The organism is Methylobacterium terricola (genome assembly GCF_006151805.1).
In the GTDB taxonomy this organism is placed as follows: Bacteria; Pseudomonadota; Alphaproteobacteria; order Rhizobiales; family Beijerinckiaceae; genus Methylobacterium; species Methylobacterium terricola.
On the sequence record NZ_VDDA01000005.1, the window covers coordinates 130,825 to 143,245 of the forward strand.

A 12,421-nucleotide genomic window follows, 5' to 3' on the forward strand; every position below is an offset into this window, starting at 1 on the left:
CCGGCGCGCCGCCGCGCCGGTCAGCGCCGGCGTTTCCCGCCGGCGTCCTTCACCAGCTTTGCCAGCTCGTGGCCGAGCTCCATCAGCAGCATGTCGGCGAGCTTCAGCAGGAACGGCCGCCGCGCCGTCGCCAGCAGCTCCCGCAGGGCCAGGCCCTGGTCGGCTGCCCGTTCCAGCACGTGGTCATCCCGGTTCGCCGGCTCCGGGACGAGGACCGGCCGCTCGTCGCGGCGATCGGTGATGTCGAGGATGATGCCGTGGCCGCGCAGCGGCCGTCCCTCGGCATCGTGGTAGAAGCGGCCCCGCGCCAGCACCCGGCGTACGGGTCCCCCGCGCGGACGGGTGCGGTACTCGGCTTCGACGACGCCCGAGGCCTCGGCCGCATGGCGCAGGCGCTCCGAGACCCACGCCCGATCCTCGGGATGGATGCCGGCCTCGTAATGCTCGATCGGGACACCCGCCCCCGCCGCGTGGAGATCGAGCCCGAACAGGCCCGCCACCACGTCGTCGGCGTAGAGGCGGTTGCCCGCGATGTCCCAGTCCCAGCTCCCGACATGCCCGGGAAGCTTGGTCGTGTCGAGGAGCGGCAGCTCGTCGGGCAAAAGGGTATCGATGACGTGCATGCCTACCAGCCCCGGCATGGATGGCCAATCAGAGGTTGCGTTTGCCAGCATAGGAAGTTCTTACGGTCATATCAATTGATAAGGTAGCCGGGCGTTAATTCATGGGGTGTAATATAATTGACATAAATTGGAGGTGTCGTCGAGACGAGCGGTACAACCGCTGCGGACCTGCCGCGCCCGGGTTCAGGCGGCGCTCGACGGATGGGCCGCGCCCGCCGACGCGGCCCTGGGAGAGATCGCCCGGCCCTCGGCGCGGCCCGGCGACCCGCGTCACGGCCGGTCGGCGAGGCCGTCGCGGTTTTCCCGCACGACGTGGGCGAGGATCTCCGACAGGCGCTCGGCGGCCTCGGGGCGGCCGATGCGCCGGAAGCCTGCGATCAGCCGAGCGGTGTCCTCGCGCAGCATCCGGGTTGGCAGGTGGCTGGCGAGCGAGGGCGCGACCGTGGCGACGAGGCGGGCGATGCCGCGCTGCTGGCGCTCGGGCAGGGTCGGCAGGCTGAGCGCCAGGGCGCGCAGGATCAGCGCCAAGCTCTGGTGCTGGCGCGATTCCGCCGCCGCGACGATCAGGCTCTCGATCGCGTCGAGGACCTGATCCGGCAGCCGGTCGCGATAGGCGATGCGGGCGTCGGCGGCCCGCGGCGGCGGCGCCGCCCAGGCGTGCAGCAGGCGCTGCAGCGCATGCACGGCGATCGCTCCGACCGCCGGATCCGAACGGGCGGTCGAGATCGCGGTCCAGCCGATGGTGCCGATATGGTCGAGACCGACGGCCGGGTCGTGCGCGACGTCGCGCTGCTCCTCGACCGCGATCGCGTCGCCGACCGCCGCGACCAGGGCCGGATCGGCGGCGGTGCCGGCGATCACCGCGACGATTGTGCCGGGCGGCACGAAGTCGCCGACCGGGATCGGCAGGGTGAGATGCGCCTGCGGATGGGCGTCGAGGGCGCGGGCGAGCGCCGCGGCGTCGATCCGCGCCAGGTAGCCGCCGGACGACGCGACGACCGGCACGCCCTCCGGATGCGCGCCGGCGCATTCGGTGCTCGCCGCGAGCAGGGGGAGCTGGCGCGCCCGCGCCGCGAGCGCCGCCTCGCGGATCGTCGCGATGGCAGTGGCGGGCCGGGTCTGGTCGATCGTGGTGTAGATCAGCACCACCAGGGCGACGAGCGAGGCGGCGCCGAGCAGGGTCGAGCTCATCACGCCGAGCACCGGCGCGGTGGTGTGGGTGGTCTGGACCAGGGTGATGAGGACGAACAGCGACACCCCGACGAAGAACCCGAACCAGGCGCTGTTGGAGCGCCGGCGCAGGTAATGGTCGACGATCTGCGAGTTGAGGGTGGCGGCACCCTGCTGCACCGCCAGGAGCAGGATCGAGAAGGTGATCGAGGTGACGCTGATCAGGCTGCCGGCGATGGTCGACAGCATGCTGATCGCCGATTGGGTGTCGCCGACATACTGGCTGAGGAACAGCCGCAGCGGCCCCCATTCGGCCTTCGGCCCGGCGTCGTTGTCGAGCCGGTCGATCGCCCCGGCCAGCACCACGAAGCCGGTCACGATCAGCACCGGCAGGCCGAGGAATTCCGAGAACGAGCGGCGCAGGCTCGTGACCAGGCGAAAGTTCATGCGGGCATCCGCCCACGCATGCCTTGCTTCACGACCCGTCGCCCTCGCTACCCCGGCCCAAGAGGCAATCTGGGGCATGCCCCCGCGGCATCAATCCGCCGCGACGCGAGCGATGCGTCACCCGCCCAGCGGCGACGGCACCGGCGACACGCCCTGCGCCTCGGCCGCCCGCCGCTCGGCGGCGAGCGCCCGGCCGTAGGACGGCTCGTCCTGCAGGCCGGCCCAGTACCTCCTGGCGAAATCCGGCAGCTGCCCGGCGAGGCCCGCGAACTCCGCCAGCATCAGGGCGTAGCCGACGCTGATATCGGCCGCGGTGAAGCGGCCGGCGCAGACGAAGCGGCGCTCCCCCAGGACCGCGCCGAAGCCCTTGAGCCGCGACAGGAACCAGCGCGCATAATCCTCGACGAGGCCCGGGTTGCGCCGCTCCGGCGGCTCGAACCGGCCGTAGCGCAGCACCAGGGTCTGCGGGAAGGTGAGCGTCGCCTCGCCGAAATGCAGCGCGTTGAGGTAGCGGCCGTATTCCGGCTCGTCGGGCCGCACCCCGAGCCCCCCGGCGCCGTGGCGCGCCGCCAGGTACTCGCAGATCGCCGCCGATTCCGTCATCCGCGTCTCGCCATCCTCGAAGAGCGGGATCGTGCCGAGGGGATTGAGCGCGACGTAGTCTTTGGCATGGACCCGCGGCGGGAACGGCAGCATCGCCAGCGCGTAGGGCAGGCCCAGGGCCTCGAGGGCCCAAAGCGGGCGGAACGAGCGGGCACCGACGCAGTGATGCAGCTTCATCATGGGGTTCTCACCGGGTGATCGGCGGCATGCGGGCGAGACGTCCCTCCCCGCTCGCGCAAGGCCCGCCGGATGATCTTGCCGGTCGCGGTCATCGGCAGCGCCTCCACGAAGGCGATGTGGCGCGGGTATTCGTGGGCGGCGAGCCGGGTGCGCACGAAATCCTGGATCTCGCGGGCGAGCTCCGGCGTGCCCTCGGTGCCACCCTTCAGCACGATGAACGCCTTCACCGCTTCGGTCCGGACCGGGTCCGGCACGCCGACGACGCCGCAGAGCGCGACCGCCGGATGGCGCAGCAGGCAATCCTCGATCTCGCCCGGGCCGATCCGGTAGCCGGCCGAGGTGATCACGTCGTCGTCGCGGCCGACGAACCACAGGAAGCCGTCCGGGTCGCGCCGGCCAAGATCGCCGGTGATCAGCCACTCGCCGACCAACTTGCGCTCCGTCGCCTCCGGGTTGCGCCAGTAGCCGAGGAACATCACCGGATCGGGCCGGCGCACCGCGATGTGGCCGGTCGTGCCGTCCGGCACCTCCCGGCCCTCGCCGTCGACGATGCGCACGTCGTGGCCGGGCACCGGCTTGCCCATGGCGCCGGGCCGGGCCGGAAACAGGTCGGCGCAGGAGGAAACGACGAGGTTGCACTCGGTCTGGCCGTAGAACTCGTTGACCGGCACGCCGAGCACCGCCTCGCCCCAGGCCAGCATCTCCGCCCCCAGGCTCTCGCCGCCGCTGCCGACAGAGCGGAGCGAGAGGCCCGGATAGGGCGTCGCCCGGGTCTGGCGCATCAGCTTCATGGCGGTGGGCGGCAGGAAGACGTTGCGCACCCCCTGCTCGGCCATCAGCCGGAACGCTCCTTCCGGATCGAACTTCTTCGCACGGTGCGACACGACCGGGACGCCGTGGTGCAGGGCCGGCAGCAGCACGTCGAGAAGGCCGCCGATCCAGGCCCAGTCCGCCGGGGTCCAGAACCGGTCGCCGGCCTGAGGCAGGAAGCGCTGGGGCATCTCGACCCCGGGCAGGTGGCCGAGCAGGACCCGGTGGGCGTGGAGCGCCCCTTTCGGGTCGCCGGTGGTGCCCGAGGTGTAGATGATGACCGCCGGATCCTCCGCGGCGGTGTCGACCGGGCAGAACTCGTCGGAGGCGCGGGCGCACAGGGCGTGGAAGTCCTCGGCGCCCTCCCCCTCGCCGTCGATGCAGTAGATCCGCTCCAGCTCGGGCAGCGCGTCGCGGATCCCGGCCAGGAGCGCGGCGCCGGCCCGGTCGGTCACCACCGCCCTGGCGCCGCTATGGCCGAGCCGGTAGCGGAGCGCGTCGGGCCCGAACAGCACGAAGAGCGGGATGGTGATGAGCCCGGCCCGGAAGCCGGTGATGTGGGCGATGGCGGTCTCGGGCGATTGCGGCAGCAGCACGCCGAGGCGGTCGCCGCGCCTCAGCCCGTGTGCCGCCAGTACGTTGGCGAAGCGGTTCGACAGCCGGCGCAGGTCGTCGAAGCCGTAATGCTGCACGGCGCCGTCCGGGCCGAGATGGATCAGCGCGAGCGGGTTGCCCGCGGCGTGCCGGTCGCAGACGTCGGTGCCGATGTTGTAGCGGGCCGGGATGTGCCAGCGGAAGGTCGCGACGAGGTCGGCGTAGCTGTCCGCGCGCTGCAGCATCGGCATTCCCACCCATCGTTCGTCACGCGGACCGTCGGGCGGTCCTTTGATAGAAACGATCGTTCATTCGTTTTTGTGTGTCAACGGCGTGGCGGGCCTGCCGCACCGGCTCGCCAGGCGCTCACCCCCCCTTCACTGCCCCCGCCGTCAGCCCGGCGACGATCTGGCGTTGCGCGAACACTGTCAGCACCAGCACCGGCAGGGTGACGATGAGCGCGGCCGCCGCGAGCGGGCCCCAGCTCAGCTGGTCGAACGAGATCATGTTGTAGACCGCCACCGGCAGGGTGCGGGTCTCGCGCCCGGCGAGCACGATGCCGAAGACGAAATTGTTCCAGGAGAAGATCACCGCCAGGATCATCGCGACGGCGATGCCCGGCTTGGCGATCGGCAGCGCCACGTAGCGGAAGACCTGCCAGCGGCTGGCGCCGTCGATGAAGGCCGCCTCTTCCAGCTCCAGCGGCGTGGTCTCGAAGTAGCCGATCATGATCCAGATCACGATCGGCACCGTCACGACGAGGTGGATGATGATCTGCGGCCACAGCGTGCCGAGCAGCCCGAGCCACTGGAACAGCAGGAAGAGCGGGATCAGGTAGGACAGGCCCGGGGTGATGCGGGCGACGAGGATCACCACCGCGGCCTTGGCGGCCTTCATCCGGGCGATGCCGTAGCCGGCCGGCACCCCGACGAGGAGCGCCAGAGCCGTGGCGGTGCCGGTGACCAGCAGGCTGTTGAGGAAGTAGGTCGAGAACCGGTTCGATTCGAGGACGTCGAGGTAGTTCTTCCAGGCGAACCGCTCGGGGATCAGCACCGGCGGGTAGGCGGCGTTGTCGATCTCGTACTTGACCGAGAGCGACAGCATCCAGACGAAGAACAGGATCACCGGCGAGACGATGACCAGGACGGCGAGGAGCAGGGCGGCCTGCTTGAGGAGCCAGCGGAAGGTCATCCGGCCGCCCCTTGCGTGCGCTTGCGGACCGCCAGCAGGGCGGCGGCGAGCGCGATGATCAACAGGAAGAACACCACGGCGATCGCCGAGCCGTAGCCGACGTCATAGTAGGCGAAGGCGACGCTGTAGAGGTAGATGTTGATCGTCTCCGAGGCGGTGCCCGGTCCGCCTTGCGTGATCGCGAAGATGATGTCGAAGCTCTTCACCGCGTCGATCATCCGGATCATCGCGGCGACGAACAGGAACGGCGCCACCAGCGGCAGGGTGATGTGGCGGAACACCTGCCAGAGCGAGGCGCCGTCGATCTGCGCGCTCTCGTAGGGCTCGGTGGGAAGCGCCGCGAGGCCGCCGAGGACGATCAGCATCACGAGCGGCGTCCATTGCCAGGTCTCGACCAGCACCAGCGACGGGATCACGGTCGCCGGATGGAACACCCAGAGCTGCGGCGGGATGCCGACGAGGGACAAAAGATAGTTCAGCACCCCGAGCTGGGGGTGGAACATCATGGTCCAGACCAGCGCGATGGCGACTGGCGTCGCCATCATCGGCAGGATGAACACCCCGCGCAGGAAGCCCCGCAGCGGGAACCGGGCGTGGAACACGCAAGCCGCCAGCGTGCCGAGGATCAGCGGCAGCACCACCGAGAGCGCGGTGTAGACCAGGGTCTGCCACACCGCGTCGAGGAAGCGCGGATCGACCGGCAACCTCGAATAATTCGACAGGCCGACGAAGGCCGGCGCGGCGCCGACCTTCCACTCGTGCAGGCTCATCCACAGGGTGAACGCCCAGGGAAAGACGATCACCCCGACGACGACGACCAGGGCCGGGACCACGAAGGGCCAGTAGCCCGGCGGGCGCCAGCGGGGGCTGAGCGCGGCCTCGTCGGCCGGGGACAGATCGTCGGTCGTCGTCACCGTCGGCGCGAGGCCGGCCCGCGCCATCACGCCTTCTCGCTGCGCTCGAGGATCGGCCGGTACTGCTCGGCCGCCTTCTTCAGCTCGGCCGCCGGATCCGCTCCCGACAGGGTGGCGGTGACGGCGGAGCCGACGATGTCGCGGAACTCCGCCACCGGCACCACGACCGGCAGGCCGAGCTTGCTGATCTTCGCCGAGCCGATCGCCGAATCGAGCCACTCGCGCGGCATCTTCACGCCCTGCTGCACCTCGGCATCACTGAGGATCGAGTCGCGGAACGGCACGCCGCCGCCGGCCTGGAGCAGCCGCGCGCCCATCAGCTTCGAGACCGCCCACTGGCAGTAGAGGTAGCCGGCCTCCTTCTTGGTGCTGGCCGCCGCGACGCCGATGCCGTCGCCGTAGGTGGCCGCGGCATGGTCCTTCGGGCCCTTCGGCACCACCGCGTAGCCGACCTTGCCGACGACGCGCGAGGCGTTCGGGTCCTCCAGCGGCGGCGCCCAGCCGACCCCGTCGAGCCACATCGCGGCCCGCCCCTGCGTGAACGCCGCCATCGACTCCATCCAGTTGAAGCCGACGACGCCGGGGGGCGCGGTCTTGGTCAGGAGGCGCTGGTAGAGCTTGGTCGCCTCCACGGCTTCCGGGCCGTCGATCAGCAGGTTGCCCTTGTCGTCGAGGAAGCGGCCGCCATAGGCGAGGAAGAACGCGCCCCAGAGCGCCATGTTGGCGTTGCGCAGGCCCCGCCCGACGAAGCCGTAGGTGCCGGCCTTCGCATCGGTCAGGGTCTCGGCCGCCCGCATCATCTCGTCGAAGGTCGTTGGCAGGGCGACGTTCTTCTTCTGGAACAGTTCCTTGTTCCAGTAGAGGATGAAGTAGTCGACCGAGAGCGGCAGCGAGCGCATCTCGCCGTTCGGCGTCTTGGCGTATTGCAACCCAGCGGAACTGAAATCGGCCTCCTTCAGGGAGGGCTCGGTCAGGTTCGGGTCCTTCATGAAGCCCGACAGGTCGGCGAGCCAGCCGGCCTTGTCGAACTGGCGCTTCTGCACGTGATAGCTCAGATGCACGACATCGAAGCTCGGCCGGCCGGAGGTCAGCTCAATGACGATCTTCTGGCGCTGCTGCTGCTCGGGGATCACCTCGGAGGAGACCTTGATCCCGGTGAGCGCCGTGAACTCGGCGGCGCTGCGGTGGAGCAGGTCGCCGCGCGGCCCCTTGATCAGGTTGACCTCGAGGGTGGTGCCGGCGTGCCGCTTCCAGTCCACGGCCGCGAAGGCGGGACGTGAGCCGATCAGCCCGAGGCCGGCCGCGGCGGCGCCTGAGGCCAGGATGCTGCGGCGGCTCGGACCGCCGCGGGAGAACTCGCCCATCGTTTCCACCCTTGAATCTGGCCCGGATCTGGCGCCCGGGCTTGGTCGAGGCGGGGCCGGTTCTCCGGTCCCCGGGTTGCCGTTCCGCCTTGTGGCGTCGCGAAGCGGCAGCGCTGCCGCGAGCGTAGTGCAAGAGGCGCGGTCGTGGGAAGCGGCTCGCCGCGGGGACCCCGAAAAATCCGACGGTGCTTGTTACGCCGCCCCGAGATCCAGCGTCAGGGAAAAGCGCGCGCCCTTCGTCCCCTCCACCGCCAGCTCGCCGCCGAGCTGGCGCGCCAGGCCGTGGATCACCCGCATGCCGAGGCTGCGGCGGGCGGCGGCCGTGTCGAACCCCTCGGGCAGGCCGACGCCGTCGTCGGAGACGCTGAGACGCACGGTGCCGTCACTCTCCGGCACCGCCTCGACCCGGACCGGCCCGTGACCGCCCGGATAGGCGTACTTGACCGCATTGGTGACGAGCTCGTTGACGAACAGCCCGAGCGGAATCGCCAGGTCGGCCGGGATCGGCATCGCCGGGGCCGCGCAGGTGATGGCGTGGCCGGGCGCGCTCTCGCGCAGCTTCTCGCACAAGGAGCCGAGGAAGCCCGACAGCTCCACCGCCCCGAGATCGGGCTGGCGCCAGAGCTGGTCGTGCACCTGCGCCACCGCCTCGACCCGCGAGCGGGCATCGGTGAGGGCGTCGCGGGCCTGCTGGTCCTCGGTGGTGCGGGCCTGGAGCGAGAGCAGGCCCGCCACGGTGGCGAGGCTGTTCTTGACCCGGTGACTCATCTCGCGGGTCAGCAGCTCCTGGCGGTCGAGGGCGGCCTGGAGGCGGGCCTCCGCGCGCTGGCGCTCGATGGCGCCGCCGAGCAGGTTGGCGAAGCCCTGCATGAAGGCGATGTCGGCCTCGTCGAACTGGCCCTCGCGGCTGTCGTCGACCTCCAGCACGCCGAAATCGCCCTCGCGGTTGCGGATCAGCACGTTCAGCGCCCGGCGCACGCCGTGATCGGCCATCAGCTGCGGCGTGCGGAACCGATGCTCGTTCTCGAGATGGTTGGAGATCACCGGATGCCCAGTCTTGAGGGCGTAGCCCGCCGGCGAGGCGAGGTCGGCGCCGACGAGCGCGTGGCCGACGACCTTCGGGCCCCAGCCGACGCCCGCGATGACCAGCAGCGTGTCGTGGCCCGGCTTGTACTCGAGCGCCTTGCAGAACTGGGCCGCCATCCCTTCCGCGCACAGCTCGGTCGCCCGTTGCAGCAGCCGGCCGAGATCGTCGGCACGCAGGGCCTCGACGCCGAATTCCGACAGGATCTTCTGCTGCGTCAGGCGGTAGGCGAGGTCCGAACGGCTGAGCTCCGCCATCGTCTGAGTTCCTGTCCTTTCGCTGCGCACGCGGCAGGGCCTGGTCGTGAGGGCGGTTCCGGCAGCATGGCCGGGGCATCCGGAGGAAGTGGGGCCACGTCTCCGAAGACGGGTCAAGCGCACAGGAATGCGGCGCCAGGATGCCGCACCGCGTCATCCTCCGTCGCAACCCCCTCCATGCGGCGACCCCCGAACGGTGATCCTGTCGGTGCGCCGTCCGGCTCCCATATGGTGCAGTGCCGTACAGACAGGAGTGCGGATCGGTGCTGCGTCTTCTCGCTCTCGGCATCATCGCGACGGCCGCCGTGATGATCGCGGTCTCGCTCCTCCGGCCTCCCGCCCCGCGGGCGCAGCCGGTCGAGAGCGATTGCCGCCCACCGCTGAAATTCGCGGCCGGCGCCTGCGTCGCCCAATGCCCGGCCGGCTACGAGGATACCGGCCGGACCTGCGTGTTCCGGAACATGTCGCGCTGACCCCTCAGGCGGCCCGCGTCGCCTCGTCCGGCATCGCGTGGGCGTCGCCCCATGCCTTGAGCGCCCGGATCACCGGCTCGAGGCTGCGGCCGCGCGCGGTCAGGCGGTATTCCACCCGGGGCGGCACCTCGGCGTAGACCGTGCGGTGGACGAGGCCGTCGGCTTCCAGCTCGCGCAGCTGGTTGGTCAGCATGCGCTGGGTCACGTTCGGCATCCGGCGGCGGAAGGCGTTGAAGCGGAGGGCGCCGTCCGGCCCCGGCGCCTCGGCGAGCAGGTGGTAGAGGATCACGCCTTTCCACTTGCCGTCGATCAGCTGCAGCGTCGCCTCGACGGCGCAGCCCGGGCTGCAATCCAGGCTGCGGTGCCGGGTGCGGGCCATCACGGTATCCTTTTCGACACTAGGGGTGCTTCATGTGCGTTCTTGCGCATCGGGAGGGTAGCGGTCATCTCCGCTCCCGTCACCGTTGAGCCGCCCTGCCCGCGCAGGCCTGCTCGATGTCTTGTTCTTGCATCGCCGTCTTCGCCGAACCGGTGACCATTGCGGCGCATGATGCAGAAGGAGCCCGCCCATGCGCGCCGTCGGTTACCAGACCTCCCTGCCGATCGAGGACGAAGCCGCCCTCCAGGACATCACCCTGCCCCGCCCGGAGCCCACGGGCCGCGACCTGCTGGTCGAGGTCCGGGCGGTCTCGGTGAACCCCGTCGACACCAAGGTGCGCCGCCGCGCCGTGCCGGAGGCCGGCGGCTGGAAGGTGCTGGGCTGGGACGCTGCCGGCGTCGTGGTGGCGGCCGGCCCCGAGGCGACGCGGTTCCGCCCCGGCGACGCGGTGTACTACGCCGGCGCCCTGGAGCGCCCCGGCACCAACGCCGAGTTCCACCTCGTCGACGAGCGCATCGTCGGCCGCAAGCCCGCCTCGCTCTCCTTCGCCGAGGCCGCGGCCCTGCCGCTGACCGCGATCACCGCCTGGGAGACGCTGTTCGACCGGCTCGACGTGCGAAAGCCCGTGCCGGGCGCGGCGAACGCCGTGCTGATCGTCGGCGGGGCCGGCGGCGTCGGCTCGATCGCGACCCAGCTCGCGCGCCAGCTCACCGACCTCACCGTGATCACCACCGCCTCGCGGCCGGAGACGCAGGCATGGAGCCGCGAGCTAGGCGCCCACCACGTGGTCGATCACGGGGCGTCGCTGGCGCGGGAGGTTGCGGATCTCGGTCTCGGCGCCCCGGGCGTGGTCTTCTCGACCACCCACACCGACCAGCACCTCGCGGCGATCGTCGATCTGATCGCGCCGCAGGGCCGGCTGGCCCTGATCGACGACCCGGCGACGCTCGACGTGTCGCTCCTCAAGCGCAAGAGCCTGTCGCTGCACTGGGAATTGATGTTCACCCGCTCCCTGTTCGGCACCGTCGACATCGGGGCGCAGGGTGAGCTGCTGGACGAGGTGGCGCGGCTCGTCGAGGCCGGTCGCCTGCGCACGACGCTCGCCGACCATTTCGGCCCGATCACCGCCGCGAACCTGCGTCGAGCCCATGCCCTGCTCGAGAGCGGGCGGGCCAAGGGGAAGATCGTGCTGGAGGGGTTCGCCTGAGCGAGGCGTCCGGTCGGCATCCAGGGCTCGGATCCGACGCGCCGCATCCGCCTCGGACGGTCATCCCGGGGCTCGCCGCAGGCGAGAGCCCGGGATCCCGACGCTCAGGCGATACAGGATGGAGCAGAACGCTCCCGTCTCATTCCGAACCTCCTTGCGGCTCTCGATTCCGGGCTCCGCTGCGAGGGTTTGGACTTGACGTGGAGCTTGTCAGAGCCGCTGAGGATCCGCGACGCCCGATCCTCAGCGCATCACCTGCCGAGACGTGCGTTGCATCTTCGTCCTGGCGTGATCCCGATGCGTGACGCCGTGCCGGACCCGCATGCTCCGCGGCCGCGGAGCGTAGGCCGGCTCGCCATCATAGCCGGCCGGTCCGTAGCCGTAGCCGTAGCCCGGCTGCTGGTACTGGTAGGCGCGGACCGGCCGCATCGGGGCCTGGATCGCGTCATAGGGGCCGTGCCCGGTCCGGGCCCGGTAGGCCGCGCCGGCGAAGTCGCCCGGGGTCGGCGGCGTACCCGGTTGCGAGAAGCTGGTTTCGGGCCGGTAGGCCGGGCCCCAGCCGATCTCGTCGTCGCCGGCCGGATCCTTGCCCGGGAACCCGGTGACGTAGCCGACGCTCTGGGCCGCCGCCGGGAGGGCCGTGCCGAGGGTGGCGAGGCCGAGGAGACCGGCCGCGAGGAGACGTGCGCGCATGCTCAAGTCCTTCCTGGGATGTGAAATCAGTAGGCCCGGTTGCCGAGGACGTAATCGGCCATGCGGCGCGGGCGGTTGAGCGGGCCCTCGCTCACGCTGTCGCCGTAATAGCCGAAGCCGGTCGGCCCGAAGGCGCCGCCATTGGTGACCGCCGCGACCGGCACCGCGCGGATCGCTACGAGACCGGTCGGGCCGAGCGGCATCGGCCCGACGGTGAGGTCGGGGGAGACCTGCAACACGACGGGGCCGGGCGCGGCGGCGCGGTCGTAGATATCCGGCTCGACGGCGACGGGCGGGCGCACGCGCACGGGGAGAGGCGACTGCGCGAGGACCGGGCCGGAGAGGCAGGTCAGCGCAGCGAGCGGCAGGATGAGACGACGGACCACGCGGGGCATCCTCCGGTGACGGATGCCGGGTTAACGCATGGTGAGC

13 protein-coding genes are annotated in these 12,421 nt (G+C 70.9%); 2 read left to right on the top strand and 11 right to left on the bottom strand.

Annotated features, from left to right (window positions below):
- Window positions 1-20 precede the first annotated feature (20 nt).
- The 8 genes from FF100_RS13955 to FF100_RS13990 form a co-directional block, all read right to left on the bottom strand.
- Entirely contained in the window at window positions 21-623 is a 603-nt protein-coding gene (locus tag FF100_RS13955; RefSeq protein WP_171070165.1) for a PAS domain-containing protein, read from the bottom strand.
- Window positions 624-893: 270 nt separating this feature from the next.
- Window positions 894-2,240, bottom strand: a complete 1,347-nt coding sequence (locus FF100_RS13960) for a DUF2254 family protein (protein ID WP_171070166.1) — start codon at window positions 2,238-2,240, stop codon at window positions 894-896.
- A 117-nt stretch (window positions 2,241-2,357) separates the two neighbouring features.
- Complete coding sequence (locus FF100_RS13965) at window positions 2,358-3,023, bottom strand: glutathione S-transferase family protein (protein ID WP_139036304.1); 666 nt, start codon at window positions 3,021-3,023, stop codon at window positions 2,358-2,360.
- Window positions 3,020-4,672 (bottom strand): acyl-CoA synthetase, encoded by a 1,653-nt coding sequence (locus tag FF100_RS13970; RefSeq protein WP_139036305.1) that lies wholly within the window; start codon window positions 4,670-4,672, stop codon window positions 3,020-3,022. The genes FF100_RS13965 and FF100_RS13970 overlap by 4 nt, the downstream gene beginning before the upstream one ends.
- A 121-nt stretch (window positions 4,673-4,793) precedes the next feature.
- The gene (locus FF100_RS13975) at window positions 4,794-5,618 is read right to left on the bottom strand and encodes a carbohydrate ABC transporter permease (RefSeq protein WP_139036306.1); all 825 of its coding nucleotides are present in this window, start codon (window positions 5,616-5,618) and stop codon (window positions 4,794-4,796) included.
- On the bottom strand, window positions 5,615-6,559 hold the full coding sequence (locus tag FF100_RS13980) for a carbohydrate ABC transporter permease (protein WP_139036307.1): 945 nt from the start codon (window positions 6,557-6,559) through the stop codon (window positions 5,615-5,617). Before FF100_RS13980 ends, FF100_RS13975 begins: the two co-directional genes overlap by 4 nt.
- Complete coding sequence (locus tag FF100_RS13985; RefSeq protein WP_139036308.1) at window positions 6,559-7,896, bottom strand: ABC transporter substrate-binding protein; 1,338 nt, start codon at window positions 7,894-7,896, stop codon at window positions 6,559-6,561. Before FF100_RS13985 ends, FF100_RS13980 begins: the two co-directional genes overlap by 1 nt.
- A 192-nt stretch (window positions 7,897-8,088) precedes the next feature.
- Window positions 8,089-9,237 (bottom strand): sensor histidine kinase, encoded by a 1,149-nt coding sequence (locus FF100_RS13990; protein ID WP_139036309.1) that lies wholly within the window; start codon window positions 9,235-9,237, stop codon window positions 8,089-8,091.
- 263 nt (window positions 9,238-9,500) lie between these two features.
- Between FF100_RS13990 and FF100_RS13995 the strand changes: the two genes are divergently transcribed.
- Window positions 9,501-9,710: a hypothetical protein gene (locus tag FF100_RS13995; protein ID WP_246102077.1), complete on the top strand. Its 210-nt coding sequence runs from the start codon at window positions 9,501-9,503 to the stop codon at window positions 9,708-9,710.
- 4 nt (window positions 9,711-9,714) lie between these two features.
- On the opposite strand, the gene FF100_RS14000 is transcribed toward FF100_RS13995, so the two are convergent.
- Window positions 9,715-10,089, bottom strand: a complete 375-nt coding sequence (locus FF100_RS14000; protein WP_139036311.1) for a winged helix-turn-helix transcriptional regulator — start codon at window positions 10,087-10,089, stop codon at window positions 9,715-9,717.
- A 190-nt stretch (window positions 10,090-10,279) separates the two neighbouring features.
- Between FF100_RS14000 and FF100_RS14005 the strand changes: the two genes are divergently transcribed.
- Window positions 10,280-11,296: a zinc-binding alcohol dehydrogenase family protein gene (locus tag FF100_RS14005; protein ID WP_139036312.1), complete on the top strand. Its 1,017-nt coding sequence runs from the start codon at window positions 10,280-10,282 to the stop codon at window positions 11,294-11,296.
- A 243-nt stretch (window positions 11,297-11,539) separates the two neighbouring features.
- Here FF100_RS14005 and FF100_RS14010 read toward each other — a convergent pair whose 3' ends face one another.
- Entirely contained in the window at window positions 11,540-11,989 is a 450-nt protein-coding gene (locus tag FF100_RS14010; protein ID WP_139036313.1) for a hypothetical protein, read from the bottom strand.
- A 26-nt stretch (window positions 11,990-12,015) separates the two neighbouring features.
- Window positions 12,016-12,375: a hypothetical protein gene (locus tag FF100_RS14015; RefSeq protein WP_139036314.1), complete on the bottom strand. Its 360-nt coding sequence runs from the start codon at window positions 12,373-12,375 to the stop codon at window positions 12,016-12,018.
- Window positions 12,376-12,421: the final 46 nt, after the last annotated feature.

What these genes read in the sequence shown, in the direction of transcription:
- FF100_RS13990 (WP_139036309.1), bottom strand. Translation starts at nt 9,237, where the DNA reads ATGGCGGAGCTCAGCCGTTCGGACCTCGCCTACCGCCTGACGCAGCAG.
- FF100_RS13980 (WP_139036307.1), bottom strand. Translation starts at nt 6,559, where the DNA reads ATGGCGCGGGCCGGCCTCGCGCCGACGGTGACGACGACCGACGATCTG.
- FF100_RS13960 (WP_171070166.1), bottom strand. Translation starts at nt 2,240, where the DNA reads ATGAACTTTCGCCTGGTCACGAGCCTGCGCCGCTCGTTCTCGGAATTC.
- FF100_RS13970 (WP_139036305.1), bottom strand. Translation starts at nt 4,672, where the DNA reads ATGCTGCAGCGCGCGGACAGCTACGCCGACCTCGTCGCGACCTTCCGC.
- FF100_RS14010 (WP_139036313.1), bottom strand. Translation starts at nt 11,989, where the DNA reads ATGCGCGCACGTCTCCTCGCGGCCGGTCTCCTCGGCCTCGCCACCCTC.
- FF100_RS13965 (WP_139036304.1), bottom strand. Translation starts at nt 3,023, where the DNA reads ATGATGAAGCTGCATCACTGCGTCGGTGCCCGCTCGTTCCGCCCGCTT.
- FF100_RS14000 (WP_139036311.1), bottom strand. Translation starts at nt 10,089, where the DNA reads ATGGCCCGCACCCGGCACCGCAGCCTGGATTGCAGCCCGGGCTGCGCC.
- FF100_RS13975 (WP_139036306.1), bottom strand. Translation starts at nt 5,618, where the DNA reads ATGACCTTCCGCTGGCTCCTCAAGCAGGCCGCCCTGCTCCTCGCCGTC.
- FF100_RS13985 (WP_139036308.1), bottom strand. Translation starts at nt 7,896, where the DNA reads ATGGGCGAGTTCTCCCGCGGCGGTCCGAGCCGCCGCAGCATCCTGGCC.
- FF100_RS14005 (WP_139036312.1), top strand. Translation starts at nt 10,280, where the DNA reads ATGCGCGCCGTCGGTTACCAGACCTCCCTGCCGATCGAGGACGAAGCC.
- FF100_RS13955 (WP_171070165.1), bottom strand. Translation starts at nt 623, where the DNA reads ATGCACGTCATCGATACCCTTTTGCCCGACGAGCTGCCGCTCCTCGAC.